This is a genomic window from Deltaproteobacteria bacterium (assembly GCA_019308925.1).
Lineage (GTDB): Bacteria > Desulfobacterota > B13-G15 > B13-G15 > RBG-16-54-18 > JAFDHG01.
The window spans coordinates 1-23,477 of record JAFDHG010000002.1; the positions used below are offsets into that span (position 1 = coordinate 1).

The window sequence follows — 23,477 nt, forward strand, 5'->3', positions numbered from 1 at the left end:
GAGTTCCTTCTCGTTGAGGAAGAGGAGGGAGTAGGCCCCTTTTACTTCTTTTAAGGCGGCGATGACGCGCTCCACAGTGGAACCGATATGGGCATGGGAGAATAGGTGGACGATCACCTCTGTATCCATGGTAGATTGAAAGATGGCCCCTTCCCCTTCCAATTCCTCACGCAGGGCTGTGGCGTTGATCAGGTTGCCGTTGTGGGCGATGGCTATTCCCCCTTTGGAATATTCGAAGACGAAGGGTTGGGCATTTTTCAGGTGGCTTCTCCCTGCCGTGGAGTAGCGGACATGCCCGATGGCGCTACGGCCAGGTAACCTTTTAAGTACCTCCTTGTCAAAGACCTCCGAGACCAGACCCATCTCCTTGTGGGCGTACAGGCCCCTTCCGTCGGAGGTGACGATCCCCGCGCTCTCCTGTCCCCGATGTTGGAGGGCATAGAGTCCTAAATAGGTCAGGTTCGCCGCCTCAGGGTTTCCAAACACCCCGAAGATCCCACACTCCTCCTTCCATGAGATGGCCATATCAACCTCATTAATTATTTAGCAGAACAAGATATCTTTTATCAAAGTGGAGGGGAAAAGTCCAAGGGAAAATGTTTTGCCATAATAATCCACGGTAACGGGGGAAATCAACAATTTCTGTTCAAAAGTGGTTGAAAACCCTTGGGGAAAACTACTTAACACCCATATATTAAAGGATAAATGAAGAGATGCCTATTATATGAGCAGAACAAAAAATCAAATAAAAACAGTAGGTTACATAAAGTTGGTATTTTTAAATAAAGTACTTGAAAGGCGAAATTACTCCTCTTGTTAGTTATGCACAAACTTTAAACATCCTTGTCTGACAAGCCTTTCTCCTGCCCTTAAACAAAAATGGGACAATCTCCCCCCATACTCTTTTAAAAAGGGTATTATCCAACCTCAAAACGGCGGCTTGGGTTCGGTGAGCCTGCTCGGCTGCCCTTTTTTCAATACTTGCCCGCTCATTATCCCTTTTTTTAGGGACAGTTCTAAGATGTTCGTGTTAAAATGAGCTTAAAAAAGAGGAGAGGATGATGGGAACTTTTAAGATCGCCACCTACAATGTGAACTCCGTACGTTCTCGTCTCCACATAATAATACCGTGGCTTCAAAGGAACCGTCCTACGGTCTTCTGCATGCAGGAGACCAAAGTGGAGGACGAAAAATTTCCCGCTAAGGAGTTTAATGATATAGGGTACTATGTGGCCTTCAGGGGGCAAAAGAGGTACAACGGGGTGGCATTGGCATCCCTGGAGAAGCCGCAGGAGATCTCTTTCGGCCTCGATGATGGAGGGCCAGCAGACGGAGATCGCCTGATACAGGGGATCTTCTCGGGGATCACCGTGGTCAATACCTATGTCCCACAGGGGTATGATAGGAATAGCCCTCAATTTAAATACAAGCTCCAATGGTTCAAACGCCTGAGGGACTTCTTTGCGAGACACTGCTCCCACGAGGAGCCCCTTAGTTGGTGTGGTGACCTCAATGTGGCCCCGGAAGAGATAGATGTGCACAATCCAAAAAGGCTCCTTGGGCATGTCTGCTTTACCCCGGAGGTGTGGGATTCCTTTGCCTTGGTGAAGTCATGGGGATTTGTGGATGTGTTCAGAAGACACCACCCCGGTGAACCAGGACAATATACCTTTTTCGACTACAGGGTCCCCAAGGCTGTGGAGAGGGGTTTGGGTTGGAGGGTGGATCACATCCTGGCCTCCCCTTCACTGGCTGACAGGTCCATAGACTGCTACATAGATATGAGACCGAGACTTGCGGAAAAACCATCTGACCATACCATCTTGGTAGCCGAATTCGAGGTGTAAGATGCCATGGTGGCCGGTCGCCCTCTTAGCTCCCTCATCCTCACGTGGATAGAGAAGGAGGGAGGTAAGTGTCCATAAGCAATACAAGAATGCTTCTCATCATAGTTGGGTTGCTGGGTATTATCACATATTTCCTGTACAGAACCTCCCTTGCGCCAACTGATATCGACCGAGAAAACCACCTGAAGTCAGAATCCACACCCATCAATCTGATCCAACCCCCCCTCTATTTCCGACAGGAGTCTAAGGTATATCACTTAGAGGGGATAATCATCCATCAATTTGGCCCACCAAAACACCGAGACACCATTTGGCTGATCAACGGGGAGATCAGGGATCTGACCGGCCCCGATTTCCGCCCGGCCGGGTTTCGAGATTTAGTCCTTATCCCCAAGGGGTTATTGAGGCCACAACCAAAGGAGAAGGAGTTTTTCAGCTGGGTCAAACATTACCAAAAGTGCAGCCTTGTCACCATGGATATAGTCTTTTGCGGCCATATCGCCGATTTCCATGGTCCTACAGGCCAAGCTCCCAACAAAGCAAAGATCCTCTATAAGGCTACTATGGTCTACTACCTCGACGAATTAATGGCCCCTTATTATCTGCAGTGAAGCCCCGCCCACAGGGCAGGGCTTCACTTTACTTTGAGGGACAAAGTCCCTCAAGCTCCCTTAAAATAGGAATTTCTAAATTGGGGATCCACCGCCAGGATATCTACCTGTTTCATCTGGAGCAAGAGAGAAAGGGGGCAACTGAACCAGTTCCCAATGTCCCACTCCCCTCTGGGTGGACCGTGGGACCCCCGATGGGGGATACCCTACCTTTCGAGGCCCTTCAGAAGGTCACCAAGCTGGACAATACCCAGCTCACGATGCTGATCAGGATCGAGCCAAACACCGCCCCCCAAAAACCATTTACGTGGAAACCAGGCACCAGGGCCGCCACCAACCAGAGCATCAACCCATTGATGACCAGCAGAAAGAGCCCAAGGGTCAAGACAGTGAGGGGGAGGGTGAGGAAGACCAAGATGGGGCGGATGACCGCATTGACGATCCCCAGGATGAAGGCCGCAACTAAGGCCGCTATCCAGCTATCCACACGCACCACCCTCGGCAAGAGGTAGGCGATGATCAGGATGGCCACCATGTTGCTCAGCAAACGGATGATAAAGGCCATAATTCCCCCATCTGAGAATTCATCAACCTTAATGTAAGGCAACCCTTCTGCTCAGGTCAAGATTTTTCTTTGGTGGCCCTATCCTTTAATAAAAGTTGACTTTCCCCCATTAAACAATTATTTAAAATAAAAGAAGTTATGATATACACAGGTCTAAAATGAGAGAGGATCGACTTTCCAGAATCAGAGAGTGGTGGGGTCAAATAACGACTGCCCTTACCCGTCGAGAGCATCTTTTTATGATCGTGCTGGGGGGGATTGTGGGGGCAATAGGGGGATATGGGGCTGTTGGGTTTCGAAAGTTAATTGCCACATTTGCTCAATTGGGATGGGGGAACTTCACCCAGATGGAGGGAAAGGATCTGCTGGTGATGGCCCTGGGCGCACCTTTCTGGGTAAAGATCCTGATCCCCGCAGTAGGTGGCCTGATAGTGGGAATCATCGTATATTTCTTTGCCCCCGAGGCCAAAGGGCATGGCGTTCCCGAGGTGATGGAGGCTGTGGCCTTAAAGAATGGGCGGATGCGAACCCGCGTATTCTTTGCCAAGGCCTTTGCCTCCGCTATATGTATTGGGTCTGGTGGTTCGGTAGGCCGTGAAGGTCCCATTGTGCAGATCGGCTCTGGCATGGGCTCGGTCATCGGCAGGTGGCTGAAGGTGTCAGGGGAACGCCTGCGGACCTTGGTGGCCTGCGGTGCTGCAGCCGGTATCGCCGCCACCTTTAATGCCCCGATGGCCGGTACCCTATTCTCCCTAGAGATTATTCTCAGCGAATTTGCTGCATCCCAATTTATTCCTATAGTTTTCTCCTCTGTAATTGCTACTGCCATATCCAGGCACTATTTAGGCAACTTCCCCGCCTTTGAGGTCCCCCCTTATGAGCTTTTGCACTATAGCGAGTTATTCCTATACCTGATATTGGGGATCTTAGCGGGAATGGTAGCCTATGCCTTTATTCGTCTTCTTTACGGCATGGAGGATTTTTTTGAGCGATGGAGATTGCCCGATTTTGTTAAACCCGCCATTGGAGGGGCGATTATTGGATGCATCGGCCTTTTTTTTCCCCAAATCTTCGGTGTCGGGTATGAGACGATTACTCCCGTCTTGCGAGGGGAGATGCTAGGAGCCATCTTGATAGGGCTCTTGGTGGCGAAGATTTTGGCTACCAGCATCACCATCGGTTCAGGGGGCTCAGGGGGGATATTTGCACCTTCCCTCTTTATGGGGGCGGCCTTAGGTGGTGCCTTTGGTCAGTTCGCCCACACCCTCTTCCCCCAAATCACTGCCTCCCCTGGTGCCTATGCCTTAGTGGGGATGGGGGCGGTGGTCGCCGGTACTACCCGGGCCCCTATTACCGCCATGCTCATCATCTTTGAGATGACCGCCGACTACCACATCATCCTCCCTCTAATGTTCGCTTGTACCATAGGTCTAGTGATCTCAGCCCGTTTCTCCCGAGAGTCGATATATACCCTTAAACTGGTCCGGCGGGGGATAAATATCTACGGTGGAAAGGAGCTCAACGTACTCAAGTCCCTGAAGGTCTCCCAGGTGATGCGCCCGGAGATTGAATTGGTCTCCCCCTCGACACCCCTGGCCGAGCTCATTACCCGCATGATGGCGAGTTCTCTTTCCCACCTATTTGTAGCTACAAAGGGCAACCGCATCCAGGGGCATATCTCCCTGGAGACCTTGCGGCCTATCCTAAAGGACTATGAAACTGTTAGTGACGTGGTCATCGCCTCTGATCTCATGGACAAGGATGTAACAGTGGTGAAGCCTAGGGAGTCCCTTGATATGGTTATGCAGCTCTTTGGGAAACTCAGTCTGGAAGAGATCCCCGTGGTGGATAAGGAAGAGTTGATCGGGACGGTCCGCCGCAGCGATGTAATAGAGGCCTATAACAGGGAGATCTTTAAACTAGATATGGCCTCTGGTTTGGCCACTTCCTTTCGCCTACAACAGAAGATGCGCTCGGAACGATTGGCCTTGCTGGGAGAAGTTCTTATACTGGAGGTCTCCGCCCCCAGGAGGTTTGTGGGCAAGAGCCTGGCAGAGCTCAAGCTCCGTGAGCGCTTCGGCGCCACGGTCTTGACCATCAAAAGGGAAACCAAAGAGGGGGGTGACCGAGTCTCTTATCTCCTTCCTACCCCTTCTACCCTGATAACGGAGGGGGATGTCCTTGTCGTCTTCGGCTTGCAAAAGGACCTCTCCCGCTTTCCGCGTAGTTAAAGGACCATCCTTAAACAAAGGTCCAAACTCTCAATGGCTCGCCTCAAGGATTTAGTTTGCTGCCATCATTTTTTCTCTTGCTGCCACCACCCGATGATCGAACCATATCTTGTAAACTTCACCCCCTCCCTACCCTCTACCTCCCTAATCCAATCCCCCAACCCAGAGGCGTGATGGACAATCAAAGGGGTGCTATGCTCGGGGAGGATATCGGCGGGAAGAACATACTGGAGCAAGACCCTGTGAATATTGGCGGAGGTCTCTTTGGTGTCCCAGGGGGTGGGATGGATAAACCCATGGATGGCCCCCTCTTGCCTGGAGTATCCCCATTCCTGGGGGAACTCTTTCTTGAGCTGCCTCATCAGGCGGACCGCCTGCAGGTTGGTCTCGACGTTCAGCCCCTTATTGAGGTTGCGCAATATCAGATCGTCGAAGGACTCAAGGCCCACCGAGGCCAAAAGGATGCACACCCCCATAGACCTGGCCAGCCGCAGGGTCTCCTTTAACGCCTCCTGCCCCCGCAGAAACCAGTCTGCCCTCAAGATAAGGTTGATCTGCGAGGGCTTGAGCCCTTTCTCCCTAATTCCTCTTAACAGGCGTGGAAGCCCGGGCAGGGGATTCTCGTTGATCAACTCGAAGGGGATCTTCCTCCCCTCACCCCATTCTGGAAGGCAGCGAATTTGATCCAGCACCGTCTCAATGTCCAATTCCCCGTAAAACCCCTTATCGACCGCTACATCGCAGAAGCTACACCCCTTGAGGAGGAGTTTGACCTTTTGTCCATCATTCACGGGCAGGGACACAGGGTAGTCTATTTCAACCCAACTCTCCCGGGCCGCATATGGACATCCTATCTGTTGCAGTACCTGTCCGGTGCTGATCTTCAGGGGGATGAGCCCTGCTTTTCCTACCCTGTATATGTTATCCCACCTCACCTTACCCAAGAATCTCTCCTCCCAAACCTTTTTCTGGTTTTGGATCACATCAGCATCCTCTCTGAGATAGAGCAATCCTGTGGTATCCTGCCACCCCTTTCCACCTGGGTCTTGTAAGAAATGGATGATCTGCTCGGCCGGCCCGTGCAAGGAGAAGGTGAAATTCGCTGAGAGGCCTCGGAACCGGTGGGGATGATCCCGCCACCCCTTTTCCCCCAGGTAATCCACATCGGCCTGGGGCCCCCCTAGGATGGTGACGGCCCCCTCATCTTTAAGATCCTTGGCAAAGGAGAAGAGATCATCCCGCCCGCTCAGGGTGGAGAAACCGATAATGGGCCTCTCCTGCCCGAAATAATCGGCCAGGGCCTTTTTAAGGAGGGCCTTGTCATCCTCTCGCGCCACGGCGATGACTATACAATCATAGGGCGTGTTCTCTTGGATGACAGTGGCGGCCATCTGAGGCCCTAGCAGACCATAGGTCTCTCCGGCGAAGTAGCTAGCAATGATGGCCATCCTCTTTTTGGCCCTGATCGTCATCCTGTTGTTAGCTAAACCTTACATATACGCGTGCAACTCATCTATCTTGCAGCTCGTGACCCGAAAACTGTGCCCCTCTAGGGCCTTGGTATCTTTCAACCCACTGCCTGTGACGATGCAAACAACCTTTTTGTCCCCCGTTATCACCTTTTTGTCCATCAATCTCTGCAGGGCAGCAAGGGGGACTGCCGCCGCTGGCTGGCCGAAGATTCCCTCCCCTGCCAAAGACCTCTGCGCCTGCAATATCTCCTCATCTGAAACAGCGACAAAGATTCCCTTATACTCCCTCATCTTTCTCAATATCTCGTTCCCGCTGGGTGGATTGGGGTTCTCGATGGCGTGGGCAATGGTATGAGGATCGATTACCCTCTCTATCTTTTCCCTACCCTGCTGGCCCGCCTTTACAATGGGGCTGCACCCTTCTGCCTGGGCACACACAAACGTGGGCATCCTTGATATCAATCCCGCCCCTTTAAATTCTAAAAATCCCTTTATGATCCCCCGCAAATTCCCCCCCGAACTCGTCGGGACGATCACATAGTCCGGTACATCGAAGCCCAACTGTTCGCAGATCTCATAGGCGATGGATTTTGACCCTTCCACCCGGAAGGGGACGTCAGAGTTGACAAAATAGATCCCCTCTTCCTCACCTACCTCTATGCTGCGGTAATAGAGGACATCGTAGTCCCCCTCAACCCTGATCAAGACGGGGTTATATATGGTGATCGGGGCGACCTTCTCCTCTGGAAGCTGAGAGTTGACCAAGATATATGTCTTGAATCCCCCCTTGGCACCATATGCCGCCACAGAGACGGCCATATTCCCGGTAGATACGGTCCCAATCTTCTTATAGCCCAGGGCGATGGCGTGTTGCACCCCGAGCAACGTACCCCTATCCTTGAAGGACCATGTGGGATTCTGCGTCTCATCTTTGATGAATAATGAATCAATCCCTAAACGCTTGGCCATCTCCCCCGCCCTCACCAAAGGGGTAAACCCCTCACCAAGGCTCACCTGCTCGTCGATCCTTTCGAAGGGTAAAAAATCCCTGTATCTGGCCAAAATGGTCTGTTTCAAGATATCCCCCCTATTTATCATCCCCTTGGTGATCAGCTCCACCTCTAGGGGCTCGTTACACCTTTTGCACCGGGGATAGGCCTGGATAATCGGATATCTTGTATTACAATTTGTGCAAATTTGATAGAGATCCTTTAACATATCATCACTACTGAGGCCAAATAGTGCGGATAAAACCCACCAAACGGGCATCCATCGCCGGTGAAAGGAACTCTAGGGGGGTACGCCCATAGTGAAGGGCTATCCATAAAATGGGGATGATCATCAGGAAGGTGATAGTAGAATTCTGCCAGGAGACCAGATTCCACTGGTACCTACAATACCACTCCCTCCTGTTCAAGGGCCAGAGATAGCTCACTGGCCAGCCAGGGCCTGAGCCAAGAAGATCACAGACTATATGCAGGTGAAAGGAGGTGAGACACAAGATGGAGACGAGGAACTTGTGCTCCAAAGGAAGAAGGAGGGGTAAAATACCCACCAGGGCAGCCACCAAAAAATTATGCAGAAATATGTGGTGATACCTCTGGTAAAACCTCCATCCCCAGAATATCCCCAGCCCATCCAGGTCAGCGATGATGCCGGAGAGGACGATGAGGCCCCTGTCGAATCGCTCAACCCCCGGAGGTATATTGGCCACAAACCAGCTAATCTCTAGGTGGGTAAGGGGGGACATAGAGCTTTGGAATGCCCTCCGAAATCGCTAAGGGGCAACTCTAATCACAAAATAAGGTTATCTTTTCCCCACGCCAAGCCCGCAGGGGAGGGGCTGCACGATATCTAATATTCCCCCAGTGGTCGAACAAAGGTAAAGGTGAATGGCTCAACTACCAGCTTCTTGGCGCTGGTCTTTGTGCTACCGGTAATGAGGGCAAGGGGGGAGGAGATGATGAAAATGCCCGTCCCCGCTGCCAGGCTCAATACGCCAACAGGTCGGATGAGGACAAAATCGAGGGTTATCGCCTCTGCACTCGGTTCATCCTTGGCCCATACCATATGGGGCGTACCAAAAAGGCTGCCGAGGATTGTTACGGCAACTACTATGACCATCCCCTTTCTCAAAGACATTTGGACCTCCCGTTTTGTTTTTTTTACACTATAATACTAAAAATAGTATTTGTCAATATTTTTTGTTCCTTCCACCTAAGGATCAATGTGTATTGGGCTTTTGGTTTTACCGAGGAGGGGAAATATGGTAGACTTTTTACTAAATCCTTACTTGCCCAGGGAAGACGTATGATGTGCAGAAAGGCAGGTAATTTTTTATTATTTCTGTTTTTAATTTCTCTGGCTGGCATCATCTGGGTATGCCCCCTGGTCTCCCAAGATCTAGAGGGTCCCTTTCTGGTCAAGAGGGTGATAGATGGGGATACAATAGTTTTAGAAGATGGGCGTCATCTCCGTTATCTGGGGATAAATACCCCTGAGCGCGGTGAGCCCTTTTGGAAGGAGGCTAGGGATTACAATGCCCGAATGGTGAAGGGGAGATTGGTGATGTTGGAGTTTGGGGAGATCAAAAAAGATAAATATGGGCGCACCCTGGCCTATGTCTACATTGGAGGAGAGATGACCAATGCCCAGCTCCTGAAGGTGGGTTTGGCCCACCTCTTTGTCCTCGAGCCGATACGGCACTACCGTTACTTCCGCAGGCTCCAAGAAGAGGCCAGGGCAAAGGGACTGAGGATCTGGGGCCGAGGTGGGCCCAAGGGGCCCCTCAAGATCACCCGCCTTAACGCCGATGCCAAAGGTGATGACAGGTACAATCTCAACGGGGAGTATGTAAGGATATGCAACATATCCCCGAGGTATCTAAACCTCATGGGTTTTTCCCTCTTTGACAGAGAGGGACACAAGTACACCTTCCCCCGAGCCATCCTCCGGCCAGGCTACACCTTACTTCTCTTTACCGGAGCGGGGAGGGATATGGTGGAAGGGGTGGATCAACTGCGCCTGTACTGGGGCTCAAGCTATCCCATCTGGAACAACAAAGGAGATATCGCTTCGCTCAGGGACCCCCAGGGGAGGTTGACAGATACCTTTGTATACAAAAAAAGGCGTTACCATTAGAGAATACTATAAAAAAGTGGGACCCGGAGATGAGATCGTAAAGGTCAGTAAAGAGCTTCGGTATCTCTGGATCAAGGAAAAAGACAAAAAGCCATTGATATTGTATTGATATGGAGCGGTCTTTGTGATATTTTTTGTTTTTCTGTTTTCGACGCACAAAGTCCGACAGGAGAAGCCGTATGGACTATAAGAAGACCTTGAACCTCCCCCAAACCCCCTTCCCGATGAAGGCAAACCTACCAAAGAGGGAGCCCGAGATCCTCAAGAGTTGGGAGGAGAAGAGGCTCTATGACGAGATTCTCAAGGCCGCCAGGGGGAGGGAAAAATATATCCTCCATGATGGGCCCCCTTATGCCAACGGGCACATCCACATGGGGACCGCCCTTAATAAAATCCTGAAGGACATCATCGTCAAGGCCAAATTCATGGCTGGTTTTGACAGCGTCTATGTCCCTGGTTGGGACTGCCATGGTCTGCCGGTGGAGCATGAGGTGGACAAGATGTTGGGGGGAGACAAAGAGGGGATGAGCAAATCCGAGATCAGGAGGCTCTGCCGGGATTATGCCACCAAATTCATCGATATCCAAAGGGGAGAATTTAAGCGGCTGGGGGTCCTTGGAGAATGGGACAACCCCTACCTCACAATGAACTACGAATACCAGGCCACCATTGTGCGGGAATTCGGGAAGTTTGTGCAGGGAGGTTATCTCTATAAGGGAAAGAAGCCGGTCTATTGGTGCGCCACCTGCAAGACCGCCCTAGCCGAGGCTGAGGTGGAATATGCCCCCCACCGTTCCCCCTCCATCTTCGTCAAGTTCCCCATGGTCTCCGATCTAGGGGAGATGTACCCCTCCCTGCAAGGGAAAAAGGTCTCGGTGATCATCTGGACCACCACCCCCTGGACCATCCCGGCCAACCTCGCCATCGCCCTTCACCCCACCTACAAATATGTGGCGGTCGAGGTGGACAAAGAGGTCTACATAGTGGCTGAGGGCCTGGCGGACATCGTGATGGACACCCTAAGGATCAAGGACTACCAGGTGCTGGAGACCTTTCTGGGAGGGGAGCTGGAAGGGTTGAAGTGCCGCCATCCCTTTCTCGACAGGGAGTCGGTCATCATCCTGGCCGATTACGTCACCCTCGATGCGGGCACGGGTTGTGTCCATACCGCCCCAGGACACGGCCAGGAGGACTATGAGAGCGGTTTGAAATACGGGTTAGAGATCTATGCCCCGGTGGACGACAACGGCAAGTTCACCCCAGAGGTGGAATTCTTCGCAGAGGAGTTCGTCTTCGATACCAATCCCCATGTAAACGCAAAGCTGGCCGAGGTAGGGGCCCTCCTGAAGGAGGAAGAGATGGAACACTCCTACCCCCACTGTTGGCGGTGCAAAAACCCCATCATCTTCCGCTCCACCGAGCAATGGTTCATCTCCATAGATCACAACGGCTTCAGGGAAAAGGCCCTCAAGGGGATCGAAGAGGTCAAGTGGATCCCCCAATGGGGCAAGGAGAGGATCTACGGTATGGTGGCCAACCGGCCTGATTGGTGTATCTCCCGCCAAAGGGTCTGGGGGATCCCCATTGTGGCCTTTTACTGCGAGGGGTGCGGTGAGACCCTGTTGAAGAAGGACATCATAGATTTTGTGGCCAATAGGTTTGCCCAAGAGGGAGCGGACATCTGGTTTGACGAGTCTGCGCAAAAGCTCTTGCCCCCGGGGACCACGTGCCCTCACTGCGGGGGGGAGAAATTCCGGAAGGAATCGGACATCCTCGATGTCTGGTTCGACTCGGGGGTGAGCTGGGCCGCGGTCCTGGAGAGGAGGGACGATCTGAGGTTCCCAGCCGACCTCTATCTGGAGGGGAGCGACCAACACCGAGGGTGGTTCCACTCGTCGCTGCTGGCCGCAGTAGGGGCTAGGGGGGTTCCTCCCTACACCAGTGTTCTCACCCACGGTTTTGTGGTAGATGGGGAGGGGAAAAAGATGTCCAAGTCGGCGGGGAACGTGGTGGCCCCCGACGAGGTCATCCAAGGATTCGGGGCGGAGATCCTGAGGTTGTGGGTGGCAGCGGAGGACTACCGGGACGATATAAAGATCTCCCAGGAGATCCTTGACCGACTCACTGAGGCCTACCGGAGGATCAGGAACACCTGGAGGTACATGCTGGGCAACCTCTACGACTTCGATCCCCACCTCCACGCCATGCCTTACGAAGAACTTCTGGAGATCGACAGATGGATCCTGGACCGCTTTCAGAGGTTGGTGAAGAGGGTATCAAAGGCCTATGAGGAGTTTGAGTTTCACACCATCTATCACTCCGTACACAACTTCTGCGTGGTAGACCTGAGCTCCCTCTATCTGGACATCCTCAAAGACCGCCTCTACACCTCGTCGTCGTCCTCCCGCAAGAGGAGGTCGGCCCAGAACACCATCTATCACATCCTCACAGGGATGGTGAGGATGATGGCCCCCATCCTCTCCTTTACCGCCGAGGAGGTATGGCAACACCTCCCCAAAGAGGGGGGAGAGGAAGTGAGTGTGCACTTGGCGAGCTTCCCCAAACCGGTGGAAGAGATCCTCGACAAGACCATCGAGGAGAGGTGGGAGAGGTTATGGGAAGTGCGGGAGGAGGTGACCAAGGCCTTGGAGAAGGCCCGCCAGCAGAAGGTGATCGGCCACCCGCTGGACGCCAAGGTAAGGTTGAAGGCACCAAAAAGGCTCTATGATTTCCTCCGGGAATTTGGCCCTGAATTGAGGGAGATATTTATCGTCTCACAGGTGGAGCTGGTTGGCGACAGGGGCTCCGCCGAGCTGACGGTGGAGGTAGGGCGGGCAGACGGAGAAAAGTGCCAGCGGTGCTGGGTCTATGATAAGAGCGTGGGGACGAACAAAGAACACCCTGAGATCTGCCAGCGCTGCCTCCGGACAATCAAGGGCGAGGAATGATGAAGAGGAAGTATCGGATCCTATTGGTTGTCTTTGTCTTCCTCCTCGCCCTGGATCAGGGGAGCAAGCTCTATATCGAGCGCCATTTCCCCCTCCATCAACCCAGGGAGGCCATCAAGGGGGTCCTGAACATCACCCATGTACTGAACAGGGGGGCCGCCTTTGGCCTGATGGCAGACCGCCAGGGTTTCTCCTACCTCTTTGTCATCATCTCTTTTGTGGCCATGGTCCTCATCCTCTATTATTTCCGCAGGATCGAAGAGGGGGACCTGTGGGCCCCCTTCTGCCTCTCCCTCATCTTTACAGGGGCAATGGGAAACCTGGTCGACCGCTTTCGTCTCGGGGGCGTGGTAGACTTCCTCGATTTCCATTACAAAGGGTGGCACTGGCCCGCCTTTAACGTGGCGGATGTCTCCATCACCATCGGGGTACTCTTGCTGGCTCTAAAGATCCTGTGGGGAGGGAAAAAGGCCGCCAAAGGAGAGGGATGAAATGCATCCCGTACTCCTAACTATCGGGAGATTCCATATCTACACCTATGGGGTCATGGTCGCCCTCGGTCTCTTGATAGGGGTATTTTTGGCGAGGCAGCAGGCAGCAAGGGAGGGGATCGACCCAGACAAGATCATCGATATCGCCTTTTACGTCCTGTTGGCCGCCCTGATCGGCTCTCGCCTCCTGTTTGTGCTCATGAACCTCCAGGAGTACTCATATGATCCAATAAAGGCGCTCAAGATATGGGAGGGGGGATTGGTCTTTTACGGTGGTCTCCTGCCTGCCGTGGCAATAGGTCTCTGGTATATCAAGAGGATCGGACTTCCCCTCTGGCAGGTAGCAGATATCTTCGCCCCCTCTGTTGCCATCGGGCACGCCATCGGCAGGATAGGGTGCTTCTGCGCAGGTTGCTGTTATGGTAATGCCTGCTTACTACCCTGGGCCGTTACCTTCAAAGACCCTCAAAGTCTGGCCCCTTTGGGAATTCCCCTCCACCCCACACAACTCTACAGCTCCGTAACCCTCTTTTTGATCTTCGCCTTTCTCATCTTCTTGCGCCGCAGGAAGAAGTTTCACGGGGAGATCTTATGGTCGTATACCCTTGTCTATTCTATCGTGCGCTTTCTGTTGGAGTTCCTGCGGGGCGACCCTCGTGGCAGCGTGCTTGGAGGGCTGCTTTCCACCACCCAGGCCATCGGGATTCCCTTAGCTGGAATCTCGGTATTTATGTTATTATATTTAAGAAAAAGAGGTCTATAGAGAGATGCCCGTCGCCAAGATAGTCATATACCCTGACCCGATCCTGCGGGCCAAGGCCAAAAAGATCGAGAACATCGATGGGCGGGTGGTCCACCTGGCCGAGGAGATGGCGGAGACCATGTACGCCGCCCCTGGCGTTGGTCTGGCTGCCCCGCAGGTGGGTGTGTCCGAAAGACTCATCATCGTGGACGTCAGGCACCCAGAGGGGGAAAAGGAGCTCATCACCTTGATCAACCCGGAGATCCTGGAGGTGGAGGGAAAGGTCATTGGGGAGGAGGGCTGCCTGAGCGTGCCCGGGGTCAGTGAGAAGGTCACCAGGGCCGAGAGGGTGCTAGTGCGAGGTTATGACCCCAATGAGCAACAGAGGGAGATCGAGGCCGAGGGGCTCCTGGCCGTTGCCCTGCAGCATGAGATCGACCACCTGGAGGGAATCCTCTTTATCGACAGGCTTAGCCGCCTGAAGAAGGAGATCATCCAGCGGAAGATGCGCAAGATGATGCGGAAGGGTCTGAAGACCGGGGAAGGGGATTATAGATTATTCTAGGAAGAATGGACTCAGGAGGAAAAAGGTTACGGGTGGTCTTTATGGGGACCGCCCCCTTTGCCCTCCCCACGTTGAGGGCCCTGGCCGCTTCTGAAAAGGTAGTTGCAGTGGTTACTCAGCCCGACCGCCCTCGGGGGAGGGGGAGGAAGGTTTTGCCCCCTCCAGTAAAGGAACACGCCGTTGATCTAGGTCTCCCAATCCTGCAGCCAGAGCGGGTGAAGGAGCAAGATTTTATCGCCCTTTTGGAGGAATTGCAGCCGGAGTTGATTATAGTGGCCGCCTTCGGCCAGATCTTGCCCCCTGCTGTATTGGAGGTACCTCACCTGGGGTGCGTAAACGTGCATCCATCTTTGCTGCCCAACTACAGAGGAGCTGCCCCAATCAATTGGGCCATCATCAACGGAGAGACCAGGACAGGAGTGACCACCTACCTCATGGATGAGGGGATGGATACGGGCGCAATCCTCATGGCCCAGGAGGTGGAAATCAGAAGGGACGAAACGGCCCAGGAGCTCGGCGAGAGGCTGGCCGAATTGGGGGGGGGACTATTGTTGGAGACCATAAAAGGGCTGAAGGAAGGAGCCCTGCAGCCGACCTCCCAAGATGAAAAAGAGGCCTCTTATGCCCCTATATTAAAAAAAGAGGACGGCCTGATCCATTGGGAGGGGGAGGCACCCCAGATCAGGAACCAGATACGGGGGATGATCCCCTGGCCCGTCGCCTTTACCTTTTTGGGGGGGAAGAGGATGAAGATCTACGGGGCAAGGATAGGGGACGGCAAGGGTGCCCCAGGGCAGATTATATCCCTGGATGTTGGGATAGAGGTGGCCTGCGGCAAGCGCTCTTTGCTCATAGAGGAGCTCCAAATAGAGGGGGGCAGGAGGATGGGGTGGAAGGAGTTTGCCCGGGGCCACCGATTGACCCTTGGGGAGAGATTGGGGTAAAATGAAAAAGATCTGAAGATTCCAGGGGCCAAGGGGTTCAGTGGTCGAGTGAAATGCACTAGGATCCTAGAATCCTTCATTTCGAATCCTTGAAGCCTTTTTAGCAACTTTTTTGGAGAAAAGCCTAAAACCATATCTAAGGGAAAGGAGGTAAAAGGTATGAACCAGGTGAAGACTTATGTCCTAATGGTGCTACTCACCATCCTCCTGGTCTGGATTGGGAGTCTGCTGGGGGGGCGCAACGGGGCCATCTTCGCCTTGATCCTGGCCGCTGTGATGAACTTCAGTGTGTATTGGTTCAGCGACCGTATCGTACTCAAGATGTATCGTGCACAAGAAGCGACAGAGGCCGAGGTCCCAGGGCTCCACAGGATAGTGAGGGAGCTGGCCCAGCGGGGCGGGCTTCCCATGCCCAAGGTCTACATCATCCCAAACGATGCCCCTAATGCCTTTGCTACGGGGAGAAACCCCCAACACGCAGCAGTAGCAGTGACCACGGGGATCATGCGGCTGTTAAACGAGGATGAGTTGAAGGGGGTCCTGGGGCATGAGCTCTCTCACATCCGCCACCGGGACATCCTCATCGGGACCATTGCCGCCACCATCGCTGGGGCCATCAGCTTTATCGCCAGCATGGCCCGCTGGAGCGCCATCTTCGGCGGCTTTGGCGATGACAGGGAGGGGGGAGGTGTGGCCAACCTCATCGCCGTCCTGCTCCTCACCACCCTCGCCTCCTTCGCCGCCATCCTCATCCAGATGGCCATCTCCAGATCCAGGGAGTACCACGCTGATGAAGGAGGGGCCCGGCTTGCCGGCAACCCCCTCTACCTGGCTAGGGCGTTGGCCAAGCTGGACGCTGGGGCCAAGAGAATCCCCATGAAGGTCAACCCCTCCACCGCCCACATGCTTATCGTCAACCCCTTAAAGGGTGGCGGGGTTCAGAGACTCTTCAGCACCCACCCCCCCATAGAGGAGCGCATCAGGAGATTGGAGGCGATGGCCGGCCGCTAATGGATCGAGCGCGCACAAAGGCCCTAGAGGTATTGATCCGCTGGGAGAAGAGGGGGTCCCTGATGGACCCCCTCTTTGATGGGCTGGTGATGGAGGACCCCCTGCTTAGGGATCTGGACAAGGCCTTTGTGCGGGAGATTGTCTACGGGGTGCTGCGGTGGCAGGGGAGGCTTGATTGGATTATCTCGGCCTATTCCCGCATCAGGCCCCAAAGAATAGAGCGTGCCGTGATCTGCATCCTGAGGATGGGGATCTATCAGTTGCTGTTCATGGATCGGGTCCCCTCTCACGCCGCCGTCGATGAGGCGGCGAAGCTGGCCAAGGAGATGGGGAGAGAAGACCTCGTTCCCTTTGTCAATGGGATATTGCGGGGGATCGCCGAGGGCAGAAAGGAAGTCTCCTTTCCAGATCTTAAGACCGACCCCCTACACCATATCTCCCTCTACTACTCCCATCCCGGCTGGATGGTGCGCCGATGGATCAATCAGTGGGGTGTGGAGGAAACCATCGCCCTGTGCCAGGCCAATAATCAGATCCCCCCTTTTACAATAAGGGTCAATACCTTAAAAGGAAGCCGTAAAGAGGCCATCCAACGGCTGCAGGGCGAGGGGGTGGAGGCACGACCCACCCCCTTTTGCCCAATGGGTCTTATCCTCAGCAATCCTCCTCCCCTGGCCAAATGGGGGCCCTTTCAGGAGGGTTGGTTTCAGGTCCAGGATGAGGCCTCACAGCTCGTCTCCTGCATCCTGGGCCCTCAACCCGGGGAGAGGGCCCTGGACATCTGCGCCGCCCCCGGGGGCAAGACCACCCACCTGGCCCAAATGATGAAGGATCAGGGGGAAATCGTGGCCGTGGATGTAAGTTCAGCCAAGCTCTCACTGCTGCAAGGGAACTGCCGACGATTGGGGATCTCCATGATAAAGGCCATGGCCCTGGACGCGGCATCTCCCCTCCCCTTCCCCCCTGAGTCCTTCGATAGGGTCTTGGTCGATGTCCCCTGCACGGGTCTGGGGACCCTGAGGAGGAACCCCGATGGAAAGTGGAGGGTCAAGGAGGCAGACGTCCCCCGCCTGCAGAAGGTCCAGAGGAAGATCCTGACACAGGCAGCCCCCATGGTAAAGAAAGGAGGGGTCTTGGTCTATAGCACCTGTACACTCACCCCGGAGGAGAACAAAGGGGTGGTCGAACCCTTTCTGTCCGATCAAAAGGAGTTTCGCATCGAGGGTGTTTCCCCTTTTCTCCCCTCTGGCTGTGAGAGCTTGGTGGATGAAAGAGAATATTTCCTTACCCTCCCCCATTGCCACGGTACTGACGGCTTCTTTGCCGCCCGGATGAGGAGGGAATAAAATCTCGCACTTATGATATTAAGGTGGTATATATAAACCAGTTCGGATATGAACGAGTTATCGGAAATTGCATGTCTAGAGGGATAAAATTATGAATGAGATAACGTACAAGCCAATTGGAGTCATTCATTCTCCTTTTAAAGAACCCAAAGGAACACCTATACAACCTGCAGGTGCCGAGGGTATCGATGGAAGAGTTGAGGTGTTTCCAGAATATGCTGAAGGCTTAAAAGATGTTGAAGGATTTTCTCACCTTATTTTGATATACCACTTTCATTTATCTAAGGGGGTGTCCTTAACAGTGAAGCCATTTATGGACAGCGAAGTGCACGGAGTCTTTGCAATGCGAGGCCCAAGTAGACCGAATCCAATAGGCATCTCGGTGGTGCGTCTTGTCAGGATTGAAGGGAACATACTCCATATTCAAGATGTAGATATTGTAGATGGGACTCCCCTTTTGGATATCAAGCCTTATGTACCAGAATTCGACACAAGAGAGGCAAAGAAAACAGGGTGGCTTGAGAAAAATGTGCATAGACTTTCAGCATCAAAAGATGATGGGAGATTCATAGAATGATTTGCTGTGCGAAATCGCCTTTTAAAAAATAATAGAAGGAGATTACTATGGAATCCTATCCTGCAATGACCATCACATGAAAGAAAATGAAATAGTGTCTAAGGTAACAAATAGAGGGTTGTTTAGGTTATCGAGAAAAGGCAAAAGAACATATACTTTCTTAAAAGAGTAATAGTAATGGGCGACTTTGCACTTCACAAAGCCCGAAACCCTTAGGCGAGATGGCGGTCTAAAAGGAATCCAAAAGTATTACCAAATAGTTTAAAATTTTTGTATAATCTAGTTGCGATAAGGAGGTGATGGAGGTGAACTTGTATTTGGTGCAGCATGCTGAGCCAAAGCGGGAGGAAGAAGATCCCCAGAAGCCTCTCTCAGAAAAGGGATGGTCTGATATCGGGAAGGTGGCGGCCTTTATCGTTGAGCATACGAATATCCAAGTGATCAGCATTATGCACAGTGGAAAGACCAGGGCTAGACAGACAGCTGAGGCTCTGGCAGAGCATTTAAATCCTCCTGAAGGGGTTAAAGAGGCCGAGGGCCTGGAATCCCTTGCCGATCCCTCGAGGTGGGCACAGCGTCTAGCTGAAACAAAGGAAGATATCATGTTGGTAGGTCATTTGCCTCACCTGAGTAAACTGTCAGCTCATCTGCTGTGTCAAGATGAAAATAAGAGGATAGTAAATTTTCAGATGGGTGGGATTGTCTGCCTTGGAAGAGATGAATCAGGCATTTGGTCAGTCCGTTGGATGGTGATTCCACAAATACTAGCTTAGATAAAGACCAGCAATAAAAAATGCGCAAACTCTTCGCCATAGTGCTCCTGATAACCCTGGCCATTATCCAGACGCCTTCGGCCCATGCCGGTTTAGGGGATTTCCTCGAAGGCATCAAGAAGGCCTTAGAAGGAGAAGAGCTCTCTGAGAGCAAGATCATCCAGGGGCTCAAGGAGGCCCTCCAGATCGGCACAGGCAATGCCGTCAAGACGATCTCCAAGAAGAATGGGTACTACAGAAACCCCAAGATCCGGATCCCGCTTCCTGAGGCGGTCCAGAAGGTGGAAAAGGTCCTCAGGGCTGTGGGATACGGCCCCAAGGTGGATGAATTCGAGCTGAGTATGAACCGGGCAGCAGAGCGGGCAGCCCCTGAGGCCAAGGCCCTCTTTTGGGACGCCATCAAACAGATGACCTTTTCAGATGCCCGCAAGATCCTGAACGGTCGTGACAATGAGGCCACCCTCTACTTCAAGGACAAGACTCACGATCGACTCCATGAGATCTTCAAACCGATCATCCATACGGCCATGTCCAAGGTGGGCGTTACCCGTACGTATCAGGACCTCGAGGCCAAGGTGCGCAGCATCCCCTTTGCCGACCGCTTGAACCTCGACCTAAATGGCTACGTGACCGATAAGGCCCTGGATGGCCTCTTTTCTATGGTGGCTGAGGAGGAACGAAAGATCCGCCGAGATCCCTCAGCACGGGTGACCGAACTGCTCAAGGAGGTCTTCGGGAGCAAAGAGCGCTGACGCGCGGAGGACGTTGCCCTCCCCTTTTTCCGCTTTTCTGTGGAGAGGCGGCGAAAAAATATGGGAAGTGTCCCTCAGTAACTACCGAGGAATTCTTTGGGAGTAACAATCTTTATACCCATATAATCTTGTATTGCTGTGAGGCTCTTGTCTCCTGAAATGACAAAGTCAGCCTTCAAGGCTACAGCACATTCGATGAACTTGTCATCATCTGGGTCTTCTTCGACTACATGCAATTCGGGTGTCTTTGCAGAGAAAAGGACATGAAAACCACGCGAGAAAAGACCCAATAATTCACCTAGCTCTCGTTCGTTCTCTAGTCCAAGACGCCTAAGAATTCCAATATATTCGTCGATGATGGGTTTGGATAGGCATAGAGTGACTTGACCGAGTTTCCAGAGGTCTATGATCTTCCGAGGATTACCGCCAAAGAAAGAGGAGACGAAAACATTTGCGTCAACCACAACCTTGATCACTTCCTGGCTCTCACTTCTTGAATGATACCTTGAATATCTTCGGGACCAAACCCGCGAGATGTCAACTTAGTACCGATGCGCTTCCACAGATCATCAATATATGAGCCTATGTCTCGATTCCTGACGTAATCTTCGAGCAATTCCCTGACAACTTCGCTAACGCTTTTACCCTCGGCCTTGGCGAGGCTATTGACCTTGGTTTTGAGTTCAGGATCGATTCGGACTATCATTTGAGTCGCCATTGTACACCTCCAATGATGTTGATATACTGTTTATACAATATATCTCAGAAATGTGCAAGATCAGAATAGGTTGGTATCGCCTATTACTTATGCTCAAGGAGGTCTTCGGGAACAAATCGCGGTAACTTGAGGATGCCCGCGGGTATACCTTTTCACCCTCCCCCACAGCACCGATAACTTCTGCGGTACCCGACTGAGTAAGACATAAACCTCCATTTATGATATTCTAGTGCAAAATGGCATTTTTTTCTTGACATTTGAGAATTTTTATAATAAGATATTGTGTGTTTTAAAAGCCACAAAGAATTTGGTAGGTTGAAGGATTTTTTCAACCAGAGGTGGTATATCCGAACCAGTTCGGATATGAACGAGTTGTCCGAAACCAGCCAGTAAGATGACAAAGGAGGCTGAATCACATGCTTATAAAAAGTATTGAGGTGAAGAACTTTCGGTCAATTCGAGAAGCGTATTTAGATTGCGATAATCTTACAGCCATTGTAGGAAGGAATGGTGCTGGAAAATCCTCTTTCCTTTATGCTATAGATACTTTTTATGACATTGCAGCACCGATAACTGAAGAAGATTTCTTTGATCGAGATATAGGCTCTCCTATAGAAATTCGTGTAACTTATGATGATCTTCGTGAGGATGAAAAAGAAGAGTTCAGTCCATACATAAGAGACGATAGACTGATTGTTACAAAGCGCATTTCGAGCGAAAATGGTCGTATAACACAGCGTTATTATGCTGCAGCTTTACAGATACCGCAGTTTGCTGAGATAAGGGCAAAGTCTGGTAAAAAACATCGAGTTAATGCTTGGAATGAGTTGGTTGATAGTGGTGAGTTATCCGATTTGGATGGAAAGGCTCGAAGTGCGGATGAAGTTGAGCGGCTTATGAGTGAATATGAAGTCAATCATCCAGAGCTTATGAAACCGATTGAGCGGGAAGAACAGTTCTTTGGTCCCAGAAATATTGGAGGTGGCAAGCTTGACAAATTCACAAAGTATGTTTTAGTTCCTGCAGTTCGTGAGGCTTCAGATGAAGTAACTGGTAAAAAAGGAGCAATCTATCAGATTTTAGATATGATCGTTTTGAGAAAGATTAATGCTAGAAAAGACATACAAGAATTCAAGTCCGAATTTGAAGAAAGGGTCAGAAAACTCTATAGCTCTGAAAATCTCACAGAGCTACCTGAACTTGGGGCTTCAATTTCCGAAACACTTAAAAAGTTCGCTCCTGGCTCTGAGTTGAACTTAGGATGGAATGAGGTTAAACCACCTGAAGTTCCGCTTCCTGCAGCAAGAGCAACTTTAGTCGAAGATAGTTTTGAGGGTGAAATAAGCCGAAAAGGCCATGGTCTCCAAAGAGCGTTAATTGTCACTTTACTTCAACATTTAGCTATGATAGTTCCTGTGGAGTTAACCACCGAGGGGTCAGTCGAAGAAGCTATCGTTTCAGAACCTAAAAGCATTGAATCATCACGAGGGCCTGACCTCATTTTAGCTATTGAAGAACCAGAGCTATATCTCCATCCGTCGCGATGCCGTTACTTAGCTAATCTTTTGCTTCAACTTGCTGAGAGTCCAGGAGTCGGCCTTGGTGCCAGCAACCAAATTATCTATACAAGCCATTCACCATATTTCGTAGATCTCCATCGTTTTGACCAAACTCGATTAGTAAGAAAAGTGCCCGCACCAGATTCACTTGTGCCACAGAGCGTTGTTACGCGTTTCTCTCTAAACCAGGCAGCAGAGGTGCTAGCAAGAGTGTGTAATGTCGATCCCACTGATTTCACAAGGGATAGCTTTAGAGCACGTGCAATGCCTGTTATGAATACTATTGTGAGCGAGGGCTTTTTTGCAGATGCAGTTGTAGTGGTGGAAGGGCTATCTGAAGTGGGCACATTATGGAAGATCCAAGAGATCATGAAAAAGAATTGGTCTCAACTAGGAGTAGTCGTAGTCCCAGCGGGTGGAAAGAACAATATAGACCGTCCTACAGTGATTTTTCGGGGTCTTTCTATCCCTACATATTTCATCTTTGATGCAGATTCACATCTCATTGGTAAAGGAAGAGAGGAAAAAGATGCGAAAAATCGCAATCATAGATATCTTCGTTTAGCTGGTGTACCAATAGAAGATTTCCCGGACACTCAAGTTCGTAAAACTTGGGCAGTGTTTAAGGATACTCTTGAAGGAATATTAAAAAAAGAACTTGATGACGATACATTTCTATCCATCCAAAAAGAGGTAGCTTTTGAATTAGGATATGATGACCCAGAACGTGTAAGCAAAAATATTGAGGGTGCTGCACGCCTTATAGAACTCATCTACGAAAAGAAACATCGAGTACCAATTCTTGAAGAGATCATCGAAAAAGTTACTAAATTATGTAGCGATGAAAAAGAGGACAAGGCTGGCTTTGTATAACCGCAAAACGTTAGGCTCAATGCGCATCACTTCAGAGAGAAGGTAAGGCCATGAATGCCAGAATTTGCAACGCCATCCGTGATCGGAAAGTCATCCGATTCTATTACAACGGTGGCTTCCGTACGGTAGAGCCATTCTGCCATGGAATAAGTACGGCCGGGCATGACATTTTGAGAGGCTGGCAAACCGGCGGCTATAGTGAGTCCGGCGAGTCACAGGGCTGGAAACTATTTCGGGTGGATGATATGTCCAGTCTGACAATTACTGACGAAGTGTTTGAGGGCAGAAGGCCCAGATACAATCCTTCTGAT

At 51.6% G+C, this 23,477-nt stretch carries 23 protein-coding genes; 15 read left to right on the forward strand and 8 right to left on the reverse strand.

The window, feature by feature from the left end:
- Nucleotides 1–525, reverse strand: a 525-nt coding sequence (locus JRI46_00305) for a class II glutamine amidotransferase (protein MBW2038032.1), incomplete at its 3' end; no start/stop codon positions are given.
- A 536-nt stretch (nucleotides 526–1,061) separates the two neighbouring features.
- Here JRI46_00305 and xth point away from each other — a divergent pair.
- Nucleotides 1,062–1,847 carry an exodeoxyribonuclease III gene (gene xth, locus JRI46_00310; protein ID MBW2038033.1) on the forward strand — a complete coding sequence of 262 codons (786 nt, stop codon included), beginning with the start codon at nucleotides 1,062–1,064 and terminating at the stop codon, nucleotides 1,845–1,847.
- Between the two features lie 68 nt (nucleotides 1,848–1,915).
- A complete protein-coding gene (locus JRI46_00315) occupies nucleotides 1,916–2,458 on the forward strand; it encodes a hypothetical protein (protein MBW2038034.1) in 543 nt (180 codons plus the stop codon).
- Between the two features lie 223 nt (nucleotides 2,459–2,681).
- Here JRI46_00315 and JRI46_00320 read toward each other — a convergent pair whose 3' ends face one another.
- On the reverse strand, nucleotides 2,682–3,023 hold the full coding sequence (locus JRI46_00320) for a phage holin family protein (protein MBW2038035.1): 342 nt from the start codon (nucleotides 3,021–3,023) through the stop codon (nucleotides 2,682–2,684).
- Nucleotides 3,024–3,262: 239 nt separating this feature from the next.
- Between JRI46_00320 and JRI46_00325 the strand changes: the two genes are divergently transcribed.
- The gene (locus JRI46_00325; GenBank protein ID MBW2038036.1) at nucleotides 3,263–5,254 is read left to right on the forward strand and encodes a chloride channel protein; all 1,992 of its coding nucleotides are present in this window, start codon (nucleotides 3,263–3,265) and stop codon (nucleotides 5,252–5,254) included.
- Between the two features lie 65 nt (nucleotides 5,255–5,319).
- Here JRI46_00325 and JRI46_00330 read toward each other — a convergent pair whose 3' ends face one another.
- From JRI46_00330 to JRI46_00345, 4 genes are all read right to left on the reverse strand, one after another.
- Entirely contained in the window at nucleotides 5,320–6,726 is a 1,407-nt protein-coding gene (locus JRI46_00330) for a radical SAM protein (GenBank protein ID MBW2038037.1), read from the reverse strand.
- 18 nt (nucleotides 6,727–6,744) lie between these two features.
- Complete coding sequence (thrC, locus tag JRI46_00335; GenBank protein MBW2038038.1) at nucleotides 6,745–7,944, reverse strand: threonine synthase; 1,200 nt, start codon at nucleotides 7,942–7,944, stop codon at nucleotides 6,745–6,747.
- 7 nt (nucleotides 7,945–7,951) lie between these two features.
- Nucleotides 7,952–8,476 carry a hypothetical protein gene (locus tag JRI46_00340; protein ID MBW2038039.1) on the reverse strand — a complete coding sequence of 175 codons (525 nt, stop codon included), beginning with the start codon at nucleotides 8,474–8,476 and terminating at the stop codon, nucleotides 7,952–7,954.
- 104 nt (nucleotides 8,477–8,580) lie between these two features.
- Nucleotides 8,581–8,868, reverse strand: a complete 288-nt coding sequence (locus JRI46_00345; GenBank protein ID MBW2038040.1) for a hypothetical protein — start codon at nucleotides 8,866–8,868, stop codon at nucleotides 8,581–8,583.
- A gap of 168 nt (nucleotides 8,869–9,036) precedes the next feature.
- On the opposite strand from JRI46_00345, the gene JRI46_00350 reads away from it, so the two are divergent.
- The 11 genes from JRI46_00350 (at nucleotide 9,037) to JRI46_00400 (ending at nucleotide 20,016) form a co-directional block, all read left to right on the forward strand.
- Nucleotides 9,037–9,867, forward strand: coding sequence for a thermonuclease family protein (locus JRI46_00350; GenBank protein MBW2038041.1), 831 nt, complete (start codon nucleotides 9,037–9,039; stop codon nucleotides 9,865–9,867).
- A gap of 179 nt (nucleotides 9,868–10,046) precedes the next feature.
- Nucleotides 10,047–12,815, forward strand: a complete 2,769-nt coding sequence (gene ileS / locus JRI46_00355; GenBank protein ID MBW2038042.1) for an isoleucine--tRNA ligase — start codon at nucleotides 10,047–10,049, stop codon at nucleotides 12,813–12,815.
- Entirely contained in the window at nucleotides 12,812–13,306 is a 495-nt protein-coding gene (lspA, locus tag JRI46_00360) for a signal peptidase II (GenBank protein ID MBW2038043.1), read from the forward strand. The genes ileS and lspA overlap by 4 nt, the downstream gene beginning before the upstream one ends.
- 1 nt (nucleotide 13,307) lies before the next feature.
- A complete protein-coding gene (lgt, locus tag JRI46_00365) occupies nucleotides 13,308–14,069 on the forward strand; it encodes a prolipoprotein diacylglyceryl transferase (GenBank protein MBW2038044.1) in 762 nt (253 codons plus the stop codon).
- 4 nt (nucleotides 14,070–14,073) lie between these two features.
- The gene (gene def, locus JRI46_00370) at nucleotides 14,074–14,613 is read left to right on the forward strand and encodes a peptide deformylase (protein MBW2038045.1); all 540 of its coding nucleotides are present in this window, start codon (nucleotides 14,074–14,076) and stop codon (nucleotides 14,611–14,613) included.
- 5 nt (nucleotides 14,614–14,618) lie between these two features.
- On the forward strand, nucleotides 14,619–15,557 hold the full coding sequence (locus tag JRI46_00375) for a methionyl-tRNA formyltransferase (GenBank protein ID MBW2038046.1): 939 nt from the start codon (nucleotides 14,619–14,621) through the stop codon (nucleotides 15,555–15,557).
- A gap of 159 nt (nucleotides 15,558–15,716) precedes the next feature.
- A complete protein-coding gene (htpX, locus tag JRI46_00380) occupies nucleotides 15,717–16,568 on the forward strand; it encodes a zinc metalloprotease HtpX (GenBank protein MBW2038047.1) in 852 nt (283 codons plus the stop codon).
- Nucleotides 16,568–17,914: a 16S rRNA (cytosine(967)-C(5))-methyltransferase RsmB gene (rsmB, locus tag JRI46_00385; GenBank protein MBW2038048.1), complete on the forward strand. Its 1,347-nt coding sequence runs from the start codon at nucleotides 16,568–16,570 to the stop codon at nucleotides 17,912–17,914. The genes htpX and rsmB overlap by 1 nt, the downstream gene beginning before the upstream one ends.
- Before the next feature lie 91 nt (nucleotides 17,915–18,005).
- The gene (tsaA, locus tag JRI46_00390; protein MBW2038049.1) at nucleotides 18,006–18,491 is read left to right on the forward strand and encodes a tRNA (N6-threonylcarbamoyladenosine(37)-N6)-methyltransferase TrmO; all 486 of its coding nucleotides are present in this window, start codon (nucleotides 18,006–18,008) and stop codon (nucleotides 18,489–18,491) included.
- Between the two features lie 305 nt (nucleotides 18,492–18,796).
- On the forward strand, nucleotides 18,797–19,264 hold the full coding sequence (gene sixA / locus JRI46_00395) for a phosphohistidine phosphatase SixA (protein MBW2038050.1): 468 nt from the start codon (nucleotides 18,797–18,799) through the stop codon (nucleotides 19,262–19,264).
- Nucleotides 19,265–19,284: 20 nt separating this feature from the next.
- Nucleotides 19,285–20,016 carry a DUF4197 domain-containing protein gene (locus JRI46_00400; protein ID MBW2038051.1) on the forward strand — a complete coding sequence of 244 codons (732 nt, stop codon included), beginning with the start codon at nucleotides 19,285–19,287 and terminating at the stop codon, nucleotides 20,014–20,016.
- Nucleotides 20,017–20,090: 74 nt separating this feature from the next.
- On the opposite strand, the gene JRI46_00405 is transcribed toward JRI46_00400, so the two are convergent.
- A complete protein-coding gene (locus JRI46_00405; GenBank protein ID MBW2038052.1) occupies nucleotides 20,091–20,492 on the reverse strand; it encodes a putative toxin-antitoxin system toxin component, PIN family in 402 nt (133 codons plus the stop codon).
- The gene (locus JRI46_00410; GenBank protein ID MBW2038053.1) at nucleotides 20,489–20,734 is read right to left on the reverse strand and encodes a CopG family transcriptional regulator; all 246 of its coding nucleotides are present in this window, start codon (nucleotides 20,732–20,734) and stop codon (nucleotides 20,489–20,491) included. The genes JRI46_00405 and JRI46_00410 overlap by 4 nt, the downstream gene beginning before the upstream one ends.
- 416 nt (nucleotides 20,735–21,150) lie before the next feature.
- Between JRI46_00410 and JRI46_00415 the strand changes: the two genes are divergently transcribed.
- Nucleotides 21,151–23,166 carry an ATP-dependent endonuclease gene (locus JRI46_00415; protein MBW2038054.1) on the forward strand — a complete coding sequence of 672 codons (2,016 nt, stop codon included), beginning with the start codon at nucleotides 21,151–21,153 and terminating at the stop codon, nucleotides 23,164–23,166.
- Nucleotides 23,167–23,477: the final 311 nt, after the last annotated feature.